The organism is Streptomyces sp. NBC_01237, assembly GCF_035917275.1.
GTDB lineage: Bacteria > Actinomycetota > Actinomycetes > Streptomycetales > Streptomycetaceae > Streptomyces.
Genome location: NZ_CP108508.1, coordinates 5146392 through 5167303 on the forward strand (window position 1 = coordinate 5146392; position 20912 = coordinate 5167303).

The 20912-nt window shown below is 71.8% G+C and carries 21 protein-coding genes and 3 pseudogenes; 11 read left to right on the forward strand and 13 right to left on the reverse strand.

Annotated features, from left to right (window positions below):
* The first annotated feature begins 72 nt into the window (after nt 1-72).
* From OG251_RS22940 to OG251_RS22960, 5 genes are all read left to right on the forward strand, one after another.
* Nucleotides 73-1134, forward strand: a complete 1062-nt coding sequence (locus tag OG251_RS22940) for an ATP-binding cassette domain-containing protein (protein WP_326678920.1) — start codon at nt 73-75, stop codon at nt 1132-1134.
* A complete protein-coding gene (locus OG251_RS22945; protein ID WP_326678921.1) occupies nt 1131-1970 on the forward strand; it encodes an ABC transporter permease in 840 nt (279 codons plus the stop codon). The genes OG251_RS22940 and OG251_RS22945 overlap by 4 nt, the downstream gene beginning before the upstream one ends.
* 102 nt (nt 1971-2072) lie before the next feature.
* Entirely contained in the window at nt 2073-2597 is a 525-nt protein-coding gene (locus tag OG251_RS22950) for a GNAT family N-acetyltransferase (RefSeq protein ID WP_326678922.1), read from the forward strand.
* A gap of 10 nt (nt 2598-2607) precedes the next feature.
* Nucleotides 2608-3306, forward strand: a complete 699-nt coding sequence (locus tag OG251_RS22955; protein ID WP_326678923.1) for a class I SAM-dependent methyltransferase — start codon at nt 2608-2610, stop codon at nt 3304-3306.
* Between the two features lie 13 nt (nt 3307-3319).
* Nucleotides 3320-3733 (forward strand): DUF4259 domain-containing protein, encoded by a 414-nt coding sequence (locus OG251_RS22960; RefSeq protein ID WP_326678924.1) that lies wholly within the window; start codon nt 3320-3322, stop codon nt 3731-3733.
* Nucleotides 3734-3777: 44 nt separating this feature from the next.
* On the opposite strand, the gene OG251_RS22965 is transcribed toward OG251_RS22960, so the two are convergent.
* The 8 genes from OG251_RS22965 to OG251_RS23000 form a co-directional block, all read right to left on the reverse strand.
* Nucleotides 3778-4392: a Uma2 family endonuclease gene (locus tag OG251_RS22965; protein ID WP_326678925.1), complete on the reverse strand. Its 615-nt coding sequence runs from the start codon at nt 4390-4392 to the stop codon at nt 3778-3780.
* Between the two features lie 146 nt (nt 4393-4538).
* Entirely contained in the window at nt 4539-5657 is a 1119-nt protein-coding gene (serC, locus tag OG251_RS22970; protein ID WP_326678926.1) for a phosphoserine transaminase, read from the reverse strand.
* 105 nt (nt 5658-5762) lie between these two features.
* Nucleotides 5763-6971, reverse strand: coding sequence for a cytochrome P450 family protein (locus OG251_RS22975; protein ID WP_326678927.1), 1209 nt, complete (start codon nt 6969-6971; stop codon nt 5763-5765).
* The gene (locus tag OG251_RS22980; RefSeq protein ID WP_326681372.1) at nt 6968-8203 is read right to left on the reverse strand and encodes a cytochrome P450; all 1236 of its coding nucleotides are present in this window, start codon (nt 8201-8203) and stop codon (nt 6968-6970) included. Before OG251_RS22980 ends, OG251_RS22975 begins: the two co-directional genes overlap by 4 nt.
* An 11-nt stretch (nt 8204-8214) precedes the next feature.
* Nucleotides 8215-8871: a GTP-binding protein gene (locus OG251_RS22985; protein ID WP_326678928.1), complete on the reverse strand. Its 657-nt coding sequence runs from the start codon at nt 8869-8871 to the stop codon at nt 8215-8217.
* On the reverse strand, nt 8852-9223 hold the full coding sequence (locus tag OG251_RS22990) for a DUF742 domain-containing protein (protein ID WP_073718580.1): 372 nt from the start codon (nt 9221-9223) through the stop codon (nt 8852-8854). Before OG251_RS22990 ends, OG251_RS22985 begins: the two co-directional genes overlap by 20 nt.
* Complete coding sequence (locus OG251_RS22995) at nt 9220-9657, reverse strand: roadblock/LC7 domain-containing protein (protein ID WP_326678929.1); 438 nt, start codon at nt 9655-9657, stop codon at nt 9220-9222. The genes OG251_RS22990 and OG251_RS22995 overlap by 4 nt, the downstream gene beginning before the upstream one ends.
* A complete protein-coding gene (locus tag OG251_RS23000) occupies nt 9654-11231 on the reverse strand; it encodes a sensor histidine kinase (protein WP_326678930.1) in 1578 nt (525 codons plus the stop codon). The genes OG251_RS22995 and OG251_RS23000 overlap by 4 nt, the downstream gene beginning before the upstream one ends.
* 226 nt (nt 11232-11457) lie before the next feature.
* On the opposite strand from OG251_RS23000, the gene OG251_RS23005 reads away from it, so the two are divergent.
* Together OG251_RS23005 and OG251_RS23010 are read left to right on the forward strand one after the other, a co-directional pair.
* The gene (locus OG251_RS23005) at nt 11458-14463 is read left to right on the forward strand and encodes an FAD-binding and (Fe-S)-binding domain-containing protein (protein ID WP_442818365.1); all 3006 of its coding nucleotides are present in this window, start codon (nt 11458-11460) and stop codon (nt 14461-14463) included.
* A complete protein-coding gene (locus tag OG251_RS23010) occupies nt 14460-15044 on the forward strand; it encodes a hypothetical protein (RefSeq protein ID WP_326678931.1) in 585 nt (194 codons plus the stop codon). The genes OG251_RS23005 and OG251_RS23010 overlap by 4 nt, the downstream gene beginning before the upstream one ends.
* 46 nt (nt 15045-15090) lie before the next feature.
* Here the strand turns inward: OG251_RS23010 and OG251_RS23015 are convergent, their stop codons facing one another.
* Nucleotides 15091-15993 carry a LysR family transcriptional regulator gene (locus OG251_RS23015; protein WP_326678932.1) on the reverse strand — a complete coding sequence of 301 codons (903 nt, stop codon included), beginning with the start codon at nt 15991-15993 and terminating at the stop codon, nt 15091-15093.
* Nucleotides 15994-16144: 151 nt separating this feature from the next.
* Between OG251_RS23015 and OG251_RS23020 the strand changes: the two genes are divergently transcribed.
* On the forward strand, nt 16145-17104 hold the full coding sequence (locus tag OG251_RS23020; RefSeq protein ID WP_326678933.1) for an EamA family transporter: 960 nt from the start codon (nt 16145-16147) through the stop codon (nt 17102-17104).
* 27 nt (nt 17105-17131) lie between these two features.
* On the opposite strand, the pseudogene OG251_RS23025 reads toward OG251_RS23020, so the two are convergent.
* Nucleotides 17132-17314, reverse strand: a pseudogene (locus OG251_RS23025) (VapC toxin family PIN domain ribonuclease); the annotation flags it as partial.
* A 175-nt stretch (nt 17315-17489) separates the two neighbouring features.
* Here OG251_RS23025 and OG251_RS23030 point away from each other — a divergent pair.
* Nucleotides 17490-17684, forward strand: a pseudogene (locus OG251_RS23030) (MmyB family transcriptional regulator); the annotation flags it as partial.
* A 58-nt stretch (nt 17685-17742) separates the two neighbouring features.
* On the opposite strand, the gene OG251_RS23035 reads toward OG251_RS23030, so the two are convergent.
* The 3 genes and pseudogenes from OG251_RS23035 to OG251_RS23045 all read right to left on the reverse strand — a co-directional run.
* The gene (locus tag OG251_RS23035; RefSeq protein WP_326678935.1) at nt 17743-18351 is read right to left on the reverse strand and encodes a hypothetical protein; all 609 of its coding nucleotides are present in this window, start codon (nt 18349-18351) and stop codon (nt 17743-17745) included.
* Between the two features lie 78 nt (nt 18352-18429).
* Nucleotides 18430-19338 carry a hypothetical protein gene (locus OG251_RS23040; protein ID WP_326678936.1) on the reverse strand — a complete coding sequence of 303 codons (909 nt, stop codon included), beginning with the start codon at nt 19336-19338 and terminating at the stop codon, nt 18430-18432.
* Nucleotides 19339-19490: 152 nt separating this feature from the next.
* Nucleotides 19491-19682, reverse strand: a pseudogene (locus OG251_RS23045) (hypothetical protein); the annotation flags it as partial.
* Between the two features lie 103 nt (nt 19683-19785).
* Between OG251_RS23045 and OG251_RS23050 the strand changes: the two are divergent.
* Together OG251_RS23050 and OG251_RS23055 are read left to right on the forward strand one after the other, a co-directional pair.
* Complete coding sequence (locus OG251_RS23050) at nt 19786-20616, forward strand: helix-turn-helix domain-containing protein (protein ID WP_326678937.1); 831 nt, start codon at nt 19786-19788, stop codon at nt 20614-20616.
* Nucleotides 20613-20822, forward strand: a complete 210-nt coding sequence (locus OG251_RS23055) for a DUF397 domain-containing protein (protein ID WP_326678938.1) — start codon at nt 20613-20615, stop codon at nt 20820-20822. The genes OG251_RS23050 and OG251_RS23055 overlap by 4 nt, the downstream gene beginning before the upstream one ends.
* The last annotated feature ends 90 nt before the right edge of the window (nt 20823-20912 follow it).

Consider the following 20912-nt stretch of genomic DNA (forward strand, 5'->3'; position numbering starts at 1 on the left):
ACAGGAACTGGGTACGGTGTACTCTCATTCGGGTACAGCGTACTCAGTTCTGATGCTGCGGAGGGGGTTGCCATGTCTGCGTCCGGATACGCGGTGCTGGCCGAAGGGGTCGTGAAGCGATACCGGGAGAAGGGCCGGGGCAGGGGCGGGGGTGGGGGGAAACGGGCGCTCGACGGGCTCGACCTCGCCGTCCGCCCCGGCACCGTGCACGGTCTGCTCGGGCCGAACGGTGCGGGCAAGACCACCGCCGTGCGGGTCCTGGCGACCCTGCTGCGGTTCGACGGCGGCCGGGTGGAGGTGGCGGGGCTCGACGTGCGGCGCGAACCCCGGCTCGTACGGAGCAGGATCGGGCTCACCGGCCAGTACGCCGCCGTCGACGAGGTCCTCACCGGCCGGCAGAACCTGGAGATGTTCGGCCGCCTCTTCCACCTCGGCGGCGGCCGGGCCCGGCGGCGGGCCGGGGAACTGCTGGAACGGTTCGACCTGGTGGAGGCCGCGGACAAGGGCGTCAGGGAGTACAGCGGCGGCATGCGGCGGCGGCTCGACCTCGCCGCGTCCATGGTCCTCGCGCCCGCCGTGCTCTTCCTGGACGAGCCCACGACCGGGCTCGACCCGCGCGGCCGGGGCGAGGTCTGGGACGCGGTACGGGCGATGGTGGCGGGCGGCACGACGGTCCTGCTCAGCACGCAGTACCTGGACGAGGCGGACCGGCTCGCCTCGCACATCACCGTGATCGACCGGGGCCGCGCCATCGCCGACGACAGCCCGGACGGGCTGAAGAACCGGATCGGCGGGGACCGGATCGAGGTCGTCGCCGCCGAAGCGGGCGATCTCCCGGCGGTGGTGAGGGCGGTGGACCGGGTGGCCGGGGGCGGTCTCGTCGTCACCGACGACACGGTCCACCGCGTGCACGCGCAGGTCTCCGACCGGGTGGCCGCGCTGACGGAGGTGGCGCGGACGCTCCGGGACGAGGGGATCGCGGTCGAGGACATCGGGCTGCGCAGGCCCAGCCTGGACGACGTGTTCCTGCGGCTGACGGGGCGCGGCGCGGACGAGGAGACGGCGCCGGACGCGAAGACCGCGAACGGGGAGAACGCGAAGAACGCGAACGGGAAGACGGGGGTGGCGGCATGACCGTGCTCGAACTGGATGAGGGCCCGGTCCACGCGGGTCCGCGGCACGGCCGGGCCTACTGGGCGCTCGCCGACAGCTGGAACGTCACCCGGCGCAGCCTCACCCACTATCAGCGTCAACCCGCCTCCATCATCTGGCAGTTGGGCTTCCCGATCCTGTCCGTGCTGCTGTACGGCTATGTCTTCGGCAGCGCGATGAAGGTGCCGGGCGGGGGCGACTACCGGGAGTTCCTGATGCCCGGCATGTTCGTCACGACCATGACGATGGGTTTCATGAACACCGCGATGGCCGTGGTCACCGACTCGGGCGAGGGCGTCATCGACCGGTTCCGCTCCATGCCGATGGCCCCGTCGGCGGTCGCCTCCGGACGCGGGGTGGCGGACCTGGTGGTGGCCTCCGCCGAGCTGGCCATCCTGGCGGCCACCGCCCTCGCGATCGGCTGGCGGGCGGGCGGCAGCCCGATGGAGGCGGTCGGCGCCTTCGGACTGCTCCTGCTGCTGCGGTTCAGCCTGATCTGGGTGGGCGTCTGGCTGGGGTTGCTGGTCCCGAACGCGGAGGCGGCGGGCGGTCTGTACGCCGTCGCCTTCCCGGTCACGATGATCTCCAGTGCCCTGGTCGCGCCGTCCCTGATGCCGGGCTGGCTCGGCACCGTCGCCGCGTGGAACCCGATCTCCTCGACGGCCACCGCGACCCGCGAACTGTTCGGCAACCCGGTGGCCGGCGGCGGCACCTGGGTCGAGGAGCACGCGCTGCTGATGGCTCTGCTGTGGCCGCTGGTGATCACGCTGGTGTTCCTGCCGCTGGCCGTGCGCAGGTTCCAGCGGCTGAACCGCTGAGCCGGGCCGCCGAGCCGCGCGGGGACGGGCCGCCGAGCACGATCAGGGCAGCCGGGAAATGGTGATGCCGCAGGTGGGAGGCCCGGCGTAAGGTCGGGCCTCATGCATAGAAACAAGCCCCTGCCCTTCACCACCGAACGTCTCGACGCGCTGCCCCTGGAGGCCGCGTACGCGGACGAGATGGCCACCGTCCTCGCCGACCCGGCCCTGCACACGTACACCGGCGGCGCCCCGGAGGACGTGGCCGCGCTGCGCGCCCGTTACGAGCGCCAGAGCGCCGGTTCGCCGGACCCCGCGGAGATGTGGGGCAACTGGGTCCTGCGGGTGCGCGAGGACGGCCGTCTGGCGGGCTACGTCCAGGCGACGGTACGGGGGGCGCAGGCGGAGATCGCCTGGGTGGTGGGGACCCCGTGGCAGGGGCACGGCTACGCGAAGGAGGCGGCGGTGGGCCTCGTCGCGCACCTGCGGGAGGAGTGTTCCGTGCGTACGGTCATCGCGCACATCCACCCCGACCACACCGCGTCCGCCGCCGTGGCCGGGGCGGCCGGGCTCGCCCCGACCGAGGAGTGGGAGGACGGCGAGGTCCGGTGGCGCAATGACGTGCCCGGAGCCGCGGGCGCGGCCTAGGGTCCTCGCCATGACCGAACCCGCTTTCCTGCATGCCACCCGCGACTCCTACGACACCCTCGCCGTCGACTACGCCGCCCGCAGCCGCGGTGAGCTGGCCGCCAAGCCGATCGAACGGGCCGTGCTCGACGCCTTCGCCGAACTGGTGGGCAAGGGGGGCGGCGGCGGTCTCCCGGTGGCCGATGTCGGTTGCGGGACGGGCCGGATCACGGAGTATCTGCACGGTCTCGGCGTCGACGTGTTCGGGATCGACCTGTCCCCGGGGATGCTGGCCGTGGCCCGCGAGAACTGCCCCGGGCTGCGCTTCGAGGAGGGGTCCATGCTCGGCCTCGACCTCCCGGACGCGTCGCTGGGCGGACTGCTGGCCTGGTACTCGACCATCCACGTACCGGACGAGGAACTCCCGCGGGTCTTCGCCGAGTTCCACCGTGTGCTGGCGCCGGGCGCCCACGTACAACTGGGCTTCCAGGTGGGCGACGAACCCCTGCCGATGAACGACGGCTGGGGCCATGAGATCTCGCTCGTCTTCCACCGGCGTCAGGTGGAGGGGATCGCCGAACTGCTGCGCCGGGCGGGCCTGGAGGTACGGGCGCGGCTGTGGCGGGAGCGGGACACCGACGGCGCGTTCCCGGAACGGGCGCCGCAGGGTTTCGTACTGGCCCGTAGGCCGATTGTCAGTGGTGGGCGTCAGGATGAGGACACCAACTGAGAAAGGGACCCTCATGGGCGCCTGGGACATCGGCCATTTCGACAACGACACCGCGGCGGACTTCGGGGGCCGGGTGGACGACGCACCGCCGGAGAAGCGCGCGGATGTCCTCAGGGGCGCGCTGACAGCGGTGGCGGGCATGTCGCCGCAGGACTATGTGGACGACGGCGAGGTGGCGGTGGCCGCCGCGGCGCTGATAGCCGCCCAGTGCCCCGGCGGTGAGCCCGTCACCACCGCCTACGGCCCGAAGAAGCCCCTGCCCCCGCTCCCCGCGGACCTGCGCCCGCTCGCGGTCCGGGCCCTGGACCGGGTCACCGCCGAGAATTCGGAGACGCTGGAACTGTGGACGGACGGCGGTGCGGGCGAGGAGTGGCTGGCCGGGGTGGCCGCCCTGCGCGCCGTACTGGCGGCGGCACCGGGGGAGTGACGGCTCAGCGGTGACATGGGGGCGGCGGGGTCCCGCCCCGGACCTCAGCGTTTCGGGCGGCCCGCCTGCACCAGCTCGGCGACATCGAGGGAGACTTCGGCGCCGATGGAGGCGGGGAGCGGGGCCTCCTGACCGGGGGCGTACACCTCGTGCCGGTCGTATCCTCCGGCCAGCGGCTCGGTCAGGACATGGATGCGGCTGTGCTTGCGGTCGAGGATGACGTAGACGGGGATCTTGGCCTGGGCATACGCGACGACCTTGATACGGAGGTCGTTCTGGTAGTTCCCGGAGGTGACCTCCGCGACCAGACGGAAGACGCTGGGGTCGTAGCAGCTGTTCTCGGCGAGGTGGTCGTCGAAGTCTTCATCCACCAGGGCCAGGTCAGGAATGGCGTAGTCGTGCGGGCCACTGGGCAGCCATACGCCGATACCTTGAATGATGGCGGATTCGCCGTCGTCGAGACCTGCGGCAATGAACGGACGCATCAGTTTGGTCAGTGCGTGGCCATGTCGGCCGTCCGGCGATGGAGCCACGGTGATGACGCCTCCGATGATCTCGACGCGGCGCCCCGGGAGCTGCTCGGAGAGTTCGTTGGCACTCTCCAGCAGCGAGATCTCCGGTTCACCGTCACAGGGGTGCTCGACTGCTGCTGCAGACACTGCGGGCCTCCTGGAATGGCTGGTGTCGAGAACATCATCGTAGGACGGAGTCGCTCCGGGTGTCCCGCAGGCGATCCGCCACCCGGTCGAGTGAAGCAGAAACGGCCCGGCACACGTCGTGTGCCGGGCCGTCTCCGTACGTCCGGTTACAGCTTCTCGATCACGTAGTCGATGCAGGCCGTCAGGGCCTGGACGTCGGACGGGTCGATCGCCGGGAACATCGCCACGCGCAGCTGGTTGCGGCCCAGCTTGCGGTACGGCTCGGTGTCCACGATGCCGTTGGCGCGCAGCACCTTGGCGACGGCGGCGGCGTCGATCTCGTCCGCGAAGTCGATCGTGCCGATGACCTGCGAGCGCTTCGCCGGGTCGGTGACGAACGGGGTCGCGTACTTGGACTCCTCGGCCCAGCCGTACAGGTGCTGCGAGGAGGCGGCCGTGCGGCCGGTGGTGAAGTCCAGGCCGCCCTGGGTGTTCATCCACTTCAGCTGCTCGTTCAGCAGGAAGAGGGTGGCCAGCGCCGGGGTGTTGTACGTCTGGTTCTTCAGGGAGTTGTCGATCGCCGTCGGGAGCGAGAAGAACTCCGGGATGTGGCGGCCCGACGCGTGGACGCGCGCGGCGCGGTCCAGGGCGGCCGGGGAGAACGCCGCGATCCACAGGCCGCCGTCGGAGGCGAAGGACTTCTGCGGGGCGAAGTAGTAGACGTCCGACTCGGTGATGTCGACCGGCAGGCCGCCCGCGCCGGAGGTGGCGTCCACCAGGACCAGGGAGCCCTCGTCGGCGCCCGCGACACGCTTGACCGGCGCGGCGACACCCGTCGAGGTCTCGTTGTGGGTGAAGGCGTAGACGTCGGTGCCGACCTCGGCCCGCGGGTCCGGGTGGGTGCCCGGGTCGGAGGCGATGACCGTCGGGTCGGCCAGCCACGGCGCGAGCTTCGCGGCCTTGGCGAACTTCGACGAGAACTCGCCGAAGTTCAGGTGCTGGGACTTCGACTCGATCAGACCGTGCGTCGCGACGTCCCAGAAGGCGGTGGAGCCGCCGTTGCCCAGGATCACCTCGTATCCCTCGGGGAGGGAGAAGAGGCTGCGTACACCGTCACGCACCTCGCCGACCAGGTTCTTGACCGGGGCCTGGCGGTGGGACGTACCGAGAAGAGAGGTGCCGGTGGCGGCCAGCGCGTCGAGCGCCTCCGTCCGCACCTTGGAGGGTCCGGCGCCGAAACGTCCGTCGGCGGGCTTGATGTCAGCGGGAATCTTGATATCGGCCACGAGTCGGAGCGTAGTCCCTCGGCGGCACGGCGTAAGACCGTGTCCGTCGGATGAGACGGGGGCTCCGACCCGTGGGCCGGGCGTCGCGCGGGCGGCGGCGCGGGGTCAGCCGAGGTCGACCGGGAGCTCGTACAGGTCGTTCTGCGTCACGATCGGCTTGTTGCGCAGTTCGGCGGCGGGCACCGCGAGATCGAGCTTCGGGAAGCGCTCGTACAGCGCGGGCAGCGCGATCCCCGCCTCCAGGCGGGACAGGGCCGCACCCGGGCAGACGTGCGGGCCGTGGCCGAAGGCGATGTGGCGGTTGGGCGTGCGGGCGGCGTCGAACTCGCCCGCCGTCGGGCCGTACTGCGCCTCGTCGCGGCCCAGCGCGCCGAAGGAGACGATCAGCGCCTCACCCTTCGGCAGCACCTTGTCGCCGACCTCCACGTCCTCGGTGGCGAACCGGATCAGGACGTGCGAGGTCGGGGTGTTCCAGCGCAGTGTCTCCTCGATCACGCTCTCCCACGCGATCTCCCCGTTGAGCACCCGCTCGCGCTGCTCGGGGTGGGTCTGGAGCGCCTCGACGACGTTGACGATCAGGCTGATCGTGGTCTCGTGACCGGCCGCGATGATCAGCTGGAGCGTGTTGACGATCTCCTCGTCGGTGAGGAAGTCACCGTCCTCGGAGGCCGCGATCAGGGCGCTGGTCAGGTCGTCGCCCGGGTTCGTCCGCTTGCCGTCGACGATCTTCGTGAACAGGGCGCCGAGGTCCGCCATCATCTGCGGGACCTCCTCGGGCGGCGTCTGCGTCGAGAAGAACTTCTCGAACAGCTGCTTGAGGCGGGGGTGGTCGGCGGCGTCCACGCCCATCAGCTCACTGATGACGTTCATCGGCAGCGGGTAGGCGAACTCCGCCTTCAGGTCGACGCTCTGCCCCTCGGGCAGCGCCGCCAGCCGGTCCAGGCTCGCGTTCGTCAGCGCCTCGATCCCCGCCCGCAGCCGCTCCACCCGCTTCACGGTCAGGGCCTGCGCGACCAGGGTGCGCAGCCTGCGGTGCTCGGTGCCGTCGACCGTCAGCATGGAGCGGCCCGGGTTGGCGAGGCCGATCAGGGGCCAGTCCATCGGTATCTCGCCGCGCTGCCAGGCGCCCCAGACGTTGATGTCCTTCACGATCCGGCTGTCCGTGAGCAGCGCCTTCGCCTCGGCGTGGTGCGTGACGGCGTAGCAGTGCACCCCGCCCGGCAGCTCCACCTCGGCCAGTGGTCCGGCCGCCCGCAGTACGGCGCCCTCGCCGTCGAGGTCCGCGACGAAGGGGTCCAGGGCGATCCGGGTCATGGTCTTCCTCCGAGGGCGGGGGTGGGAGTGAAACGCACCGGCAGGTCGGTCAGACCGCGCAGCCAGGGCGAGGGGCGGCGGGTCAGCGCCTCGGCGGGGACGGCGAGGTCCACGTCGGGCAGCCGGTCCAGGAGGACTTCGATGCCCGTACGGGCGATGACCTCGGCGGTCTCCTGGGCGGGGAACGGGCAGCGGTGCTCGCCGTGGCCGAAGGAGAGGAAGGCGTTGTTGCCGCCGGTGAGGGCCGAGGCGTGGGTCCGTACCTGCGGGTCGCCGTTGGCGGCGGCGATCCCGAGGAGGAGCAGGTCCCCGGCGCGGATGTGCCGGCCGCCGAGGTGGGTGTCGCGCGAGGCCCACCGCCCGGCGACGTTCTGGGTGGGGGTGTCCTCCCAGAGCACCTCGTTCATCGCCTCGGCGACACTGTGCCGGCCGCCGGAGAGGGAGGCGGCGAACCGGTCGTCGGTGAGCATGAGGCGCAGCGAGTTGCCCATCCAGTCGGCGGTCGGCTGGTGGCCCGCGGCCATCATGACCATCAGGTCCTGGGCGATCTCCTCGTCGGTGAAGCCCCCGTCGTCGGCGAGCATCCGGCTGGCGACGTCGTCGCCCGGCGCGGCGTGCTTGTCGACCAGCAGCTGGACCATGGACGAGGCGAGGTGCTGCTGTCCGGCGAGCGCCCGCTCCCGGCCGTCGATCATGTCGTTGATCGAGCCGACGAGCGCGGCACCGGTCTCGTTGGAGAAGCCGTAGAGCTTCGCCAGGACGAGTGCCGGGAGCAGCATCGCGTACTCGGCGATGATGTCCGTCCCGTCGGTGGAGCAGAACCGGTCGATGAGTCCGTCGGCGAACTCCTCCGCGTACCGCTTCAGCGAGAACGGGTCGACGCCCTCCAGGGCATTGCTGATCATCATGGCGCGCCGGCTGTGCCGTTCGCCGACCGTGTAGAGGATCGAGGGCTGCTTGCGCCCGATCATCGGGAGCAGCGGCCAGTCGGCCGGGATGCGGGCCCACTGGTTCCAGAGGTCCGAGTCCCGGCTGAAGAGCACCGGGTCACCGGTGACCTGGTGCAGTTCGCGGTAGCCGAGGATCAGCCAGGCGGGCACGTCGCCGTCGAGGACGACCGGGGCCACGGAGCCGTGGTCGCGCCGCATGTCCCGGTACAGCTGCACGGGGTCGGTCTGGAAGCGGGGTCCGGACAGCGGTACGGACCCGTGGGTGACGGGGCAGCCCGTCACGGGGAGAGCGGTCACGGGGTGGGCTCCGGGGTCTTGGCCGGCGGGGACGCCGAGGTCGCCGTCAGGGTCGCCTGCGGGGTCCGGGCGCGGGCCGCCAGCGTCTGCAGGTGTTCGACGAGCGTGATCAGCACGTACTTGCTGGAGGACCGGTCCCGGGCGTCGCACTCGACGAGCGGGATGTCCTCGGAGAGGTCCAGGGCCTCCCTTATCTGCTGCTCGGTGTGGAGCGGGCCGCCGAAGTCGTTGCACGCGACGATGAAGGGCGTGCCGTGGTGTTCCAGCCGGTCGATGGCGTACCAGGAGTCGGCGAGCCGCCGGGTGTCGACGAGGACGACGGCGCCCAGCGTCCCGGAGAACAGCCGGTCCCACAGGAACCAGAAGCGTTCCTGTCCGGGCGCGCCGAAGAGGTAGAGCACCGAGCGTGCGTCGAGCGTGATGCGGCCGAAGTCGAACGCGACCGTGGTGGACGTCTTCGCGTGCACGCCGTCGAGGTGGTCGACGGCCTCGCCCGCGCGGGTCATGGTCTCTTCCGTGTTGAGCGGGCGGATCTCGCTGACGGATCGGACCATGGTGGTCTTGCCGACGCCGAAGCCGCCGACGACGACGATCTTCAGTCCGTTGTCGGCCGTCGCCCGCAGGGCGGCACGGTCAGAGGTTGCGGAGTCCAACGAGCACCTGTTCCAGGATGTCGGGGTCGGGGAGCCGGTCCGCGACACGGGCGGTACGGGGGTGGCGGGCACTGATCCGGCTGGTGTCGAGCAGGTCGCAGAGCATGATGCGGACGATGCTGACGGGCAGGCTCAGGCTCGCGGCGATCTCGACGACCGCCGTGGGGCGCTCGCACATCCGCAGGATCGCGACGTGTTCCGACTGCATGCCGGGAGACGGATCGCATTCCGAGACGACGAGGGTCACCAGGTCGAAGGCGGCCGAGTCGGAGCGGCTGCGGCCACCGGTGAGGGTGTAGAGCCGGTCCGGATCGTCGTCGCGACCGGGGCGGGGGCGGGGCGCCGTCGTCATACGACCGTGGTTTCGGCCGTGGCCGGGCCCTCGGCGGGATAGCGCGGCGGGGCGACGAGGTGCTCGCCGAGCTGCTCGACGAGTTCGCTCATGTTGTGGCCGACGAGGCCGACGTCGGAGTCCTCCGCGGCGACGACCGCGAGGTGGGCGCCCGCGCCCGCCTCGACGATGAACAGCACACCGCCGTAGAACTCGGTCATCGCGGACCGTACGCCGCCGGTGCCGTCACCGAACTCGATGGACGCGCCGTGCGACAGGCTCTGGATCCCGGCGGAGATCGCGGCCAGCTGGTCCGCCTGGTCGACGGAGAGCTCGGGGGTGCGGCACAGCTTGAGGCCGTCCCGGGACAGGACGAGGGCGTGCCGGGTGCCGGGCGTGCGTTCGAGCAGCCCCTCCAGCAGCCAGTTGAGCTTCTCGTCGGTGGTCGCGGTCATCGGGTGTTGCCTTCCGGGTGCGGGGAGTTGGCTCGTACCGCCTTGCTGAAGGTGCTGAAGCGGGCTGCCTGGACCTTCGGATCGGTGGTACGGGGCCGGGGGCTTTCGGCTTCGCCGGGGGCGGCAGTGCCGGTACGGGACTCGGCGGCGGCCAGCGTGCGGCCGCGGCGGCGCTTGGGAAGGCCGCTCTCGCCGAACTGGGGAACGGCGCCGGTCGATTCGGACTCCGGACCCTGGGGCCCGGTGTCCTGGTCGGGGTCCTGCGCGCCGGGGGCCGGGTCCGGCGCGGGCCGGGCGGCGGGGAGGGACGCGGGGGAGGCGTCCGGGTACGTGGCCCCCGCGTGCGCGGGCTCCGGCTCGGCGGGCCCGGGGGGTCCGGTCACCGGCGCGGGCGCGGCGGCGGGCGCGAGCGGGGCGGGTGCCGGGGCGGGCGCGGCTGCCGTGGGCGACGGGGTGCGGGAGATGAGGTCCTGAGGCAGCATCATCAGCGCGCCGGTGCCGCCGCGTGCGGAAGGCCGGAAAGAGACGGTGAGTCCGTGTTTACGGGCCAGCCGGCCGACGACGGCGAGGCCGAGCCGGGTGCCGGAGAGGCCGGTGAGGTCCTGGTTCTCGGCGGACACCGCACGCTCGGCGCGGCGCAGCTGCACATCGCTCATGACCAGGCCGCTGTCCTCGACGGTGATGACGATGCCCGCCGGGACCTCCTCGACGTACACATGCACTTCGGCGGTGGGCGGCGAGAAGTTGGCGGCGTTGTCGAGCAGCTCCGCCAGGGCGTGCATGACGCCCTCGGCCGCGTGCCCGGCGATGGCGACGTCGCTCGTCGAGTGCAGGCGCACCCGCTGGTAGCTGCCGATCCGGCCCATCGCGCCACGCAGGATCGACTCCATGACGATGGGCTTCGCCCAGCGGCGGCCGGAACGCGCACCGGTCAGCACGGCGATGGAGTCGGCGAGCCGGCCCGCCTGGGCGGTGCGGTGGTCCAGGTGCAGCAGATCCCCGAGTACGTCCTCCGAGGTGTGCCGGTGCTCCATGTCCCGCAGGTCGGCCAGCATGCTGGTGGCCAGGGCCTGCATGCGGCCGGCGGCGTTGGCGCAGGCGGCGACGGCGGCGGACCGTTCGGTCTCGGCGCGGGTGGCGCGTGCGGTGAGCTGCTGGGACTCCGCGGTCAGCCGGGCCCGTTCCGCGGCGGTCGCGGTGGTGATCCGGGCCATCTCGGCCCGCGCCTCGGCCGTGACCCGGGCGGTCTCGGCGGAGGCGGCCGCCTTGATCCGGGCGGTCTCGGCGGTGAAGCGCTGGGCGTCGGCGGCCGAGGCGGAGACCAGACGCGAGGTCTCGGCGGTGAACCGCTGGGCCTCGGCGGCCCGCTGGGCACGGAGCGCGCGGGCGGTGCCCAGGGAGCGGACGATGACGGCCAGGGCGACGCTCAGGAGCACGGAGGCGGCGCCCGCCCCCCAGGCCAGCGGGGTCCTCACCGAATCGGGGGCGACGGCGACGGCCCACAGGGTCAGTGAGCCGGTGACGATTGCCGAGATCAGCAAGGCGAGTGCGGTCGGCCGGAATGAGGGGCGCAATCGGAGTCCTTGGGAGCGGACGGTGCGGGACAGGTCAGATCGGGACAGTTCATCACGAGTATGGATGATCGTGACAACTGGAGCTGATAATTCCTGCTCAAGTCTTGGTCACTATAAGAGAATTGACGATTGGTTTGGGAAGTTCTTGTGGGCTTTTATATTCCGAATGCACCTTTGCGCCCGGTCCTGTCCCAAGAGTTCACCCCGTCGAAGGCATCCTGAGGGCATGGCCGAACAGCGCGAGGGGATTTCCGGACAGACGGGCGACCTGAGGCACGACCTCGGTGCCGCCGTGCGCGGAGAGGTCGATTTCGGCGCCTCCGCGCGTGCGCTCATGACGATGGACGCCTCCAACTACCGCCGTGTGCCGCTCGGCGTCGTCGCCCCGCGCGACGCCGACGACATCGCCGCCGCACTCGCCGTCTGCCGTGAACACGGGGTTCCGGTCGTGCCGCGCGGCGGCGGGACCTCCATCGCCGGGCAGGCCACCGGCACCGGCATCGTCCTGGACCTCGCCCGCCACCTGCGGTCGATCGTGGAACTGGACGCCGCCTCCCGTACCGCCGTCGTCCAGCCGGGCGTGGTCCTGGACGATCTGCGGGCCGCCGCGGCACCGCACGGGCTGACCTTCGGCCCGGACCCGTCCACGCACAGCCGCTGCACGCTCGGCGGCATGATCGGCAACAACTCCTGCGGCGCGCACTCGGTGGCCTGGGGCACCACCGCGGACAACGTGCACGCGCTGACGGTCGTCCGCCACGGCGGCGAGAGACTGCGGCTGGACCGGAACGCGGGCCGGGGCGTGGGCGGCAGCGACCGGGGGCGGCACATCGGCCAGGACCGGCTCCCCGGCCAGGACCGGCTCCCTGGCCAGGACCGGCACGACGGCCAGGACCGGCACGACGGCCAGGACCGGCACACCGGCCAGGACCGGCTCCCCGCCGACACCCCGCCGGGCCTGCGCGCACTCGTCGACGCCAACCTCGCCCTGCTCCGCACCGGCTACCCCGACCTCCCGCGCCGCATCTCCGGCTACGCGCTCGACGCCCTGCTCCCCGAACACCCGGGCGGCCCGGACCCGGCCCGCGCCTTCTGCGGCAGCGAGGGCACCCTGGCCGTCGTCGCGGAGGCGACCGTCCGCCTGGTCGAGGTCCCGCGCTCCCGTGCGCTCGCCGTCCTCGGGTACGCCGACGAGTCCGAGGCCGCCGAAGCCGCCGCCGGTCTCCTGCCGTACGGTCCGCTCACCGTCGAGGGCATGGCCGCCGACCTCGTGCGCGAACCGGCCGGACTGCCGCGCGGCGGGGCCTGGCTGTTCGTCGAGACGGGCGGGGCGACCCCGGCCGAGGCCCGCGCCCGCGCCGAACGCGTCCTGCGGGCGGCCGGCGCGCTCGACGGCTCGGTCGTCACCGACCCGGCCGCACAGCGCGCCCTGTGGCGCATCCGCGAGGACGCCGCCGGCACGGCGACCCGGATGCCCGACGGCAGCGAGGCATGGCCGGGCTGGGAGGACTGCGCGGTTCCGCCCGCCCGGCTCGGCCCGTACCTCCGTGACTTCCGCGCCCTGCTCACCGACCACGGGCTGCGCGGCACGCCCTACGGCCACTTCGGCGACGGCTGCATCCACGTCCGGATCGACTTCGACCTGCTGAGCACCGAAGGCGTGGCCCGCTTCCGCCGGTTCTCCGAGGAGCAGGCGGATCTCGTCGTCGCGCACGGCGGCTCCCTCAGCGGGGAGCACGGCGACGGCCAGGCGCGCGCCGAACTGCTGCCCCGGATGTACGGGGACGAACTCGTCGGTGTCTTCCACCGCTTCAAGGACCTGTGGGACCCGGACGGCGGCCTGAACCCCGGCATGCTCGCCCGCCCGGACCGCCTCGACGCCAACCTCCGCTTCGCCGTGCTGCCGAAACGCCCCGTGGACGTCGTCTTCGGCTACCCGCAGGACGGCGGCGACTTCCCGGCGGCCGTCCGCCGCTGCGTGGGCGTCGCGAAATGCCGTACGGCCGCGGCCGGAGCGGGCACGGACGTGATGTGCCCGTCCTTCCGGGCCACCGGGCAGGAGGCCCACTCGACGCGGGGCCGGGCCCGGCTGCTGCACGAGATGCTGGCGGGCGAGGTGATCACGGACGGCTGGCGGTCGACGGAGGTACGCGACGCGCTCGACCTCTGCCTGTCCTGCAAGGGCTGCCGCAGCGACTGTCCGGTGGGGGTGGACATGGCCACGTACAAGGCGGAGTTCCTGCACCACCACTACCGGGGGCGGCTGCGCCCCGCGTCCCACTACGCGATGGGCCGGCTGCCGAGGTGGCTGCGGCTCGCCGCCCCCTTCGCCCGCCCGCTGAACGCCCTGGCCCGGATGCGCCCGCTCGCCGCGCTCGCCCGACGGCTGGCGGGCATCGCACCGGAACGGACGATTCCGGTCCTGGCGACGGAGACGTTCGCACGGTGGATGCGGGCGCGGGCGGGCAGGGGGACCCGGATCTTCCCGGCCGACCGGGTGGTGGCCCTCTGGCCGGACACCTTCACCGACCACCTCTCCCCGGAGGTGGGGCGGGCGGCGGTACGCGTCCTGGAGGCGACCGGCCGCAGGGCATACCTCCCGGCCCGGGGCGTGTGCTGCGGCCTCACCTACGTATCGACCGGGCAGCTCGACGCGGCCCGCCGGGTGATGCGCCGCACCCTGGACCGGGTGGACCTCTTCCCCGGTCAACCGCTCGTCGTCCTGGAACCGAGCTGCGCCGCCACCCTCCGCACCGACCTCCCCGAACTGTTCCCCGACGACCCGCGGGCCGCCGAACTCGCCGCGTCCGTACGCACCTTGGCCCAGTACCTCCAGGAGTACGCCCCCGACTGGACCCCGCCCCGCACCGAGCGCCCCGTCGTGGGCCAGACGCACTGCCACCAGCACGCGGTACTGGGCGACGACGCCGAGCGGCGGCTCCGGGAGCGGATGGGGCTCACCGGCGAACTGAGCGGCGGCTGCTGCGGGCTCGCCGGGAACTTCGGCTTCGAGAAGGGGCACTGGGAGGTGTCGGTGGCCTGCGCGGAGGAACAACTCCTGCCGTCCGTACGGGCGGCGGAGCCCGGTACGGAGATCCTGGCGGACGGATTCTCCTGCCGGACCCAGCTGGAACAACTGGCCGGACGCCGGGCCAGACATCTCGCGGAAGTGCTGGCGGAGGGGCTGGACATGGCACAGAACGACCCCGCGGCGGGGACGGGGGCCCCGTGACCGGGGCCGGACAGGACGAGCACCGGATCTCGGACGGCCTGTCGATCATGCACGCGCTTGAGCGCACGCTCGGCCACCGGTACTCCGAGAGGACTCCGCAGTGGGCGGACCTCGGCTTCCCCGTGATCGACCGGGGCGCGTACGCGATCTTCCCGCTCGCCGTGGCCCGTGTGCGGGAGGACGGCGATTCCGGAACGGCCGAGCGCCTGTCGGAGATGACGCACAGCCTGCGGCGCAACTGCGTCCACTTCTTCGGGGGCGACGATTTCCATGCGGAGATGGCGCTCGATGCCGAGGACGGGTACGGCCGGAAGCTCGCTGACGCCGGAGCCGTCGTCACCGGACCGCCCTGGGAGTGCGTGTGGTGCATCCAGCGCTTCGCCGTGGTGCTGGCGCACTCCGTCGATCGGCACCGTGCGTGGGAAACCCTGGCCCTCCACATCGTCCCGGTCGACTGGGTCCGGTACCGCCCGCTCAACTCGGGGACGAAACGCGAAGCCTCCCGGCAGCGGCGGATCATCAGGGAACGGGACGCCGCCGATGTGGTCTGGTCGTGGCCGCTTCCGGTTCCGGACGAATGAGAAGCCGGTGATGCGGCTCCCGGCCCGTCGTCCGGTGCGCGGGCCCTCAGGGCCGGGCGTGGTGGTCCCCTCCCACGATCTCGCGGGCCAGCGCGGCGAGTTTCGGCAGCGCGGGGTGGCCGGGGGCGTCCCGGCGGGCGAGCAGCACGGGCAGCGGCGGTGCGTCGTGGAGCGGGCGGTAGGCCACCCCGGCGTGCGGATGCATGCCGGCGGTGGAGGCACCTGACACCCCGCTGCCGCGCCCGGCCGCGATGGCGGTGAGCCAGTCGTCGGTGTTGGCGACGGTGAGGGTGGAGGCGGGCCGGGCGTGCGGTGGCCACAGGTCGAGGGCGGTGGTACCGGAGACGGTGTTCAGGACGACGGTGCGGCCCGCACCCGCGAGGTCGGCGAGGGAGAGGGAGACGTACGCCGCGAGGGGTCCGTCGGCGGCCACGGCGGCCACTCGTTCCTCGGTGAACAGCACCTCGGTGACGAGCCCCGGCGCGTCCACCGGTCCGCGCAGCAGGGCCGCGTCGACCTCGCCCCGGGTGAGCCCGGCGGTGCGGTCGTCGATCCGCAGCAGTTCGAGCGGGGTGTCCGGGTACCGCTCCTGCCAGGCCCGCAGCAGCGGTGTCGTGTACGGGCCGAAGGCGGACCAGGCGTGCCCCACGCGCAGGGGCCAGTGGCGCAGCCGTCCGGAGTCGAGCGCCTCGTCGAAGGCGGCGACCGCGGCGGCGGCCTTGTCGCGGAAGGCGACGCCCTCGGGGGTGAGGGCGAGGTGGTGGGTGGAGCGGTCGACGAGCCGGACGCCGAGGTGTTTCTCCAGGGCGGCGAGAGTACGGGAGACGGCGGGCTGGGTGAGCCGGAGGCGGGCGGCGGCGCGGGTGACGTTGCCCTCGTCCGCGACGGCGAGGAAGGCCCGCAGGTGCCGGAGCTCCACGGGGCGGCCGGAGGTAGGTTCCATGCTCATGCGCGGGGAGCATAACGGGAGCCCAACAGGCATTTCACGGGACGCGCCGGGGTCCTTACGGTGGAGAGACGCAGCAAGGCGGTCGGTCCAGTACCGCCACGTGCCCGGTGCATTCCCTTGCACCGGACTCTCTCCCTCCGGAAGGCCACCCGTGAACGACCGGCGCACCGCCGCAGAATCCGCCGCAGCGGCCGTCGCCGTACCCGAGGCGGTGTCGGCGCTCGACGGGACCGGCGGCGGTGCGGCACGCCCGGGTGGCCGACGGGCCGCACTCGCCCCGGTCGCGCTGGTGGTCGCGGGCGGCCTCTCGGTCCAGTTCGGCTCGGCGGTCGCGGCGCTGCTGATGCCGAAGGCCGGTGCGCTCGGCGTGGTCACCCTGCGCCTGGCCGTCGCCGCGCTGGTCCTGCTGATCATCTGCCGCCCCAGGCTGCGCGGCCACTCGCGGGCGGACTGGGGCACGGTGCTGGCCTTCGGCGTCGCGATGGCCGGGATGAACACGCTCTTCTACCAGGCGCTGGACCGCATCCCGCTCGGTATCGCCGTGACGCTGGAGGTGCTGGGCCCGCTCGCCCTCTCCGTCATCGTCTCCCGCCGCCTGATCAACGTCCTGTGGGCGGGCCTCGCGGTGGGCGGGGTCGTCCTGCTCGGTGGCGGGGGCTTCGACCGCCTGGACCCGGTCGGCGCGGCGTACGCCCTGGGCGCGGGCGCGATGTGGGCGGCGTACATCATCTTCAGCGCCCGCACCGGCCGCCGCTTCCCGCAGGCGGACGGCCTGGCCCTGGCGATGGTGGTCGCGGCGGTCCTCTCGCTGCCCCTGGGCATCGTCGAGTCGGGCAGCAAGCTGGTGGTCCCCTCCACGCTGGCGCTCGGCGCGGCGGTGGCGATGCTGAGCTCGGTCCTCCCGTACACCCTGGAACTGATGGCCCTGCGACGGCTCCCCGCCCCCACGTTCGCCGTGATGATGAGCCTGGAACCGGCGATCGCGGCGGCGGCGGGCTTCCTGATCCTGGACCAGGCCCTGTCCACCACCGACGCCCTCGCCATCGCCCTGGTCATCGGCGCGAGCGTGGGCGCGGTACGCAGCCAGGTGGGCGGCGGCAGGAAGGGCTGAGCCGGAGCGGGCCCGCGCGGCCGGGGCTCAGTTGTCGGCGGGCAGGACGCGGAAGGCGTCCAGTCCCGGGGCCAGCGGCGTCATGGCCCGGAAGTCGCGCTGGTCCAGTGTGAAGATGCGGTTCGTCCGGTAGCGGTCCGCGAGGACCACCCCCACCGCGTCCGCGAGGTCCAGCCGCAGTCCTTCGGGACTCTGCCGGACCTCCTGGGCGGCATCGAACGCGGCGTACAGGGCGGATGCATCGGAGACGATGATCAACGGCGGGCCGCTCGTTCCTTGATGTGCTCGTACAGCGTGTCGTCCATGGCCTCGGCGGTGAGCGGGCGGCCGCTGTTGAACACGGGCATCCCATGGCCCCGCTTCGGACGCTCCTAACGAGGAGTTCGCGCGGCTGTGGGCCGAAGAGGACATCAGGGTCAACGGCCGCGGGCGCAAGGTGCTGCACCACCCCGACGCCGGAGTGATCGCCGTGCACTTCGAAGTCCTCACGCCACTCGAAGATCCTGACCAGCGACTGGTGATCTACCGCGCCGCGGACGAGGAGAGCCGGGCGGCCCTGGACCGGTTGTGCGCGCGGTGACGTCGTTCCGGCGTTCCGGCGGCAACCCGCCGGACCCGCACCGTCCGTCGACCGGGGGTCAGGGGAGTTCGGCGAGGGTGACTCCGCGTAGTTCGCGGAGGAGGAGGAAGGCGAGCATGCCGGGGTAGCGGGGTTTGTTGTAGGGGGAGAGTTGTCCGTTTTCGGTGGAGGTCCAGCCGGTGGTGGTGAGGCGGTAGAGGGTGCCGGAGACCCCGTAGAGGTGGGGTTTGCGGACGCGTAGGAGGACGTGTTCGCCGCGTCGGAGGAAGGGGCACTGGCGGGCGGAGATGCGGGCGTGTTCGGTGCAGAGCGGGGGCATGGTGGTGAGTGATTTCTCGGGCCAGGTGGGGGGTGAGTCCTCGCGCCGCCAGTCGATGAAGAGCCAGCCTTCTTTGTTGCGGTCGGCGGGCTGGGCGCAGATCTGGCACAGCAGGTTTTCCATGCAGGTGCGTTGGCGGGTGGAGTGCAGGGAGTCGTACTGGACGTGGCCGGGGTCGGGGGATTCCTCGATGCGGACCCAGAGGTTGCCGTGCCTGTCGCGGTCCTGGGGGCGTGTGTCCCGGTAGGCGAGTCGGGGTCCGTTCGGGGTGAACTCGACGGTCAGGGCGGATTCCGGCATGCCTCTGTCGGTGCTGCGTGAGGCGACGTACGGGGTCAGGAGAGGCATGGGTTCCTCCTTGTGGGGGTGGTGCCGCCCGGCTGCCGCCGTCCCCATGACAGGGGGCAGCCGGGCGGGGTTTGGGGGTTAGTGGGCTGCCGGGTGTGTGCCGGGGGTGCGGGGCGTTGCGATGGGCGGGGTGGGTTTCGCGTAGGGGCAGCCGGGTTTGGTGCCGGTGCAGAGGTTGCAGTGGGGGCAGTCCTGGATTCGGGTCTCGGGGTTGTTTTCCATGGGGATCGCTCCATGCCTTGGTACGGGAAGGGGGAAGGGGCGCTGGTAGGGGCTGGTCCGGTGTGGCCGGGGGCGTCGGGCAGCCCGGCCGGTGAGGGTGATGTGGAGGCCGACGGCGGGGTCGGTGACGGTGAGCAGGGTGCCGGGGCCGGTTTCCAGCTGGTGCAGTGCGTCGGTCTGGCGTTGGTTGTCGGTGGCCCAGGCGCGGAGGTTTTCGGGGGCGTCGGAGCTGTGGAAGGTGACCGGCCGGACGTCGTTCTTCGCCTGGGTCCAGGGGGTGGTGTCGGGGGCTGTGAGGTGTCCGTGGCCGTCCGCGAGGCGGAGGGCCTGTCTGCGGAGCCATCGCAGGGCGAGGCGGCGGTTGGGTGCGGTGATCCGGCCGATCGGGACCGCGCGTCTCGTCCCGGCGCTCACGGTGATCTCGGCGACGTAGTCCGTGCCGGTCGTGGTGGTGGCGTGTTCGTCGTGGCGGGGGCCGGGGGCGGGGCGGACCAGGCGCCGGAGGAGGTCGGCGGCTGCTTCGGCCGCGTGCAGCCGGGCGGTGCGTTCCGCGTCGTGCCGGGCGAGCGCGGCGTCCAGCCCGGCGAGGAACAGGGCCCGGTAGGCGAGGTCCGACTCGATGCGTTGCAGCTCGGCGAACAGGGGTTGTGGCGGTGATGGTTGTGGGGCGAGTGCCCGGATGATCCGGGGGAGGTACCGGCGCAGGAGGATGGCGGCGGCTCCGAGGGTGAGGGCGAGCCGGACCGTCAGGAACCCCGGTGTCATGACGGTGCTCCGTGCTCGGCCGTCTCGTGGCGCCGGCGTGAGGCCCGGCAGGCGGCCTGTTTGGTGGCGTCGCGCTCGGCTCCGGCCACGGCCTCGGCGTGGTCGATCTCCTGGCAGCCCCGGCACGGCTCCGGCGCGGTCAGGCCGTCGTGGACGACCGGCCGTACGCGCTTGGGGTCGACCTCCCACTCGGAGCCACCGCCGACCGGCCGGAGCGACCAGTACGGGCCGGCGAGCCCACGGAACTCACCTACGCGACCGGCGCGGCTGGTGTCCATCAAGAGGGTGCCGGGGGCGGGTGCGTGGGGGGTACGTCCGTTCGGAGAACCGTTTTCCGTAGACACGATCGTTCCTCTCCGTGGTCATTTCGCTACCAGGTGAGACGAGGGTGACCTACGGTTCGGATGTCTTCAACTTACGTAGATTGACAGGCAAGTTAGGTGCTAGATGGTGAACCGAAAGGAACTTGACCCCGAGCAGTCGCCCAGTGCGGCGTTCGGAGCGTGTCTTCGCAGTTTGCGGGATGAACGAGGCTGGACACAGGACGAGCTGGGGGAGCGCATGGGGTGCTCCGGAGCGCATATCTCGGCCGTCGAAACTGGTCGGCGTACTCCAACTCAGCAGTTTGCAGTAAGTGCTGACAGGGCGCTCGGAACCGGCGATCGACTGGAACGCCAGAGCCGCGCCGTCAGGCATAGGGCGTTGCTGGAGGGGTTCCCGGAGTACCTCACTCACGAGGGGCGCGCAGTAGAGATCAGGCTCTACGAGGTCGGCGTGATACCTGGTCTGCTTCAGACGCAGGCGTATGCATCAGCACTGGGAGACAGCGCCGTGAAACGCGGTGTTGCCTCACGGGAGCAGGCCGACGAACGGATTGCGCTGGTTACGCAGCGGCAAGTGTCGCTCGCGCGAACACCAGCCCCGTTGGTGTTCGTGGTGCTCGACGAAAGCTGCCTTCTCCGCCCCATCGGGGGCAGCGCACTCATGGACGCGCAGTTCACGCGCCTGGTGGAGTTTGCCGAGCAGCCGAACACCGTGCTTCAAGTCGCCCCGTTTGCCATTGGGGTTCGTCGGCCGATGACGTTGCCCGTGACTGTGCTCACGATGCCGGATCGATCGCTCATGTCGTACGCAGAGTCAGCCAATCGGGGCCACCTTGAGCGAGACAGCACATCGGTGCTGCCTCTTCTGACGGACTACCATCAACTACAGGCCGAAGCGCTGCCCCGAGCGGCGTCCATGGCCATGATCAGCCGGTTACGAAAGGGCAACCCGTGATGACCGAATCCCCTCGTTGGTTCAAGTCCTCATTCAGTGAGAACGGCGGCCAGTGCATCGAAGTTGCCACCAACCTCGCCGCCTCGCGCGGCATGGTCCCCGTACGTGACTCCAAGGATCTGAGCGGTCCCACCCTGGATCTTCGTGCCGATGCGTTCGCTTCCTTCGTGGCGGGCGTCAAGGCAGGAGAGTTCGGCACCGTCTGAACACCCGGTTCCTCACCGAGCCGGACAGCCCCGTCGTGCTCCGCATGGTGGGGCTTCGTGCTGTTCGGGTCGCGGCACGGCTTTCAGTCG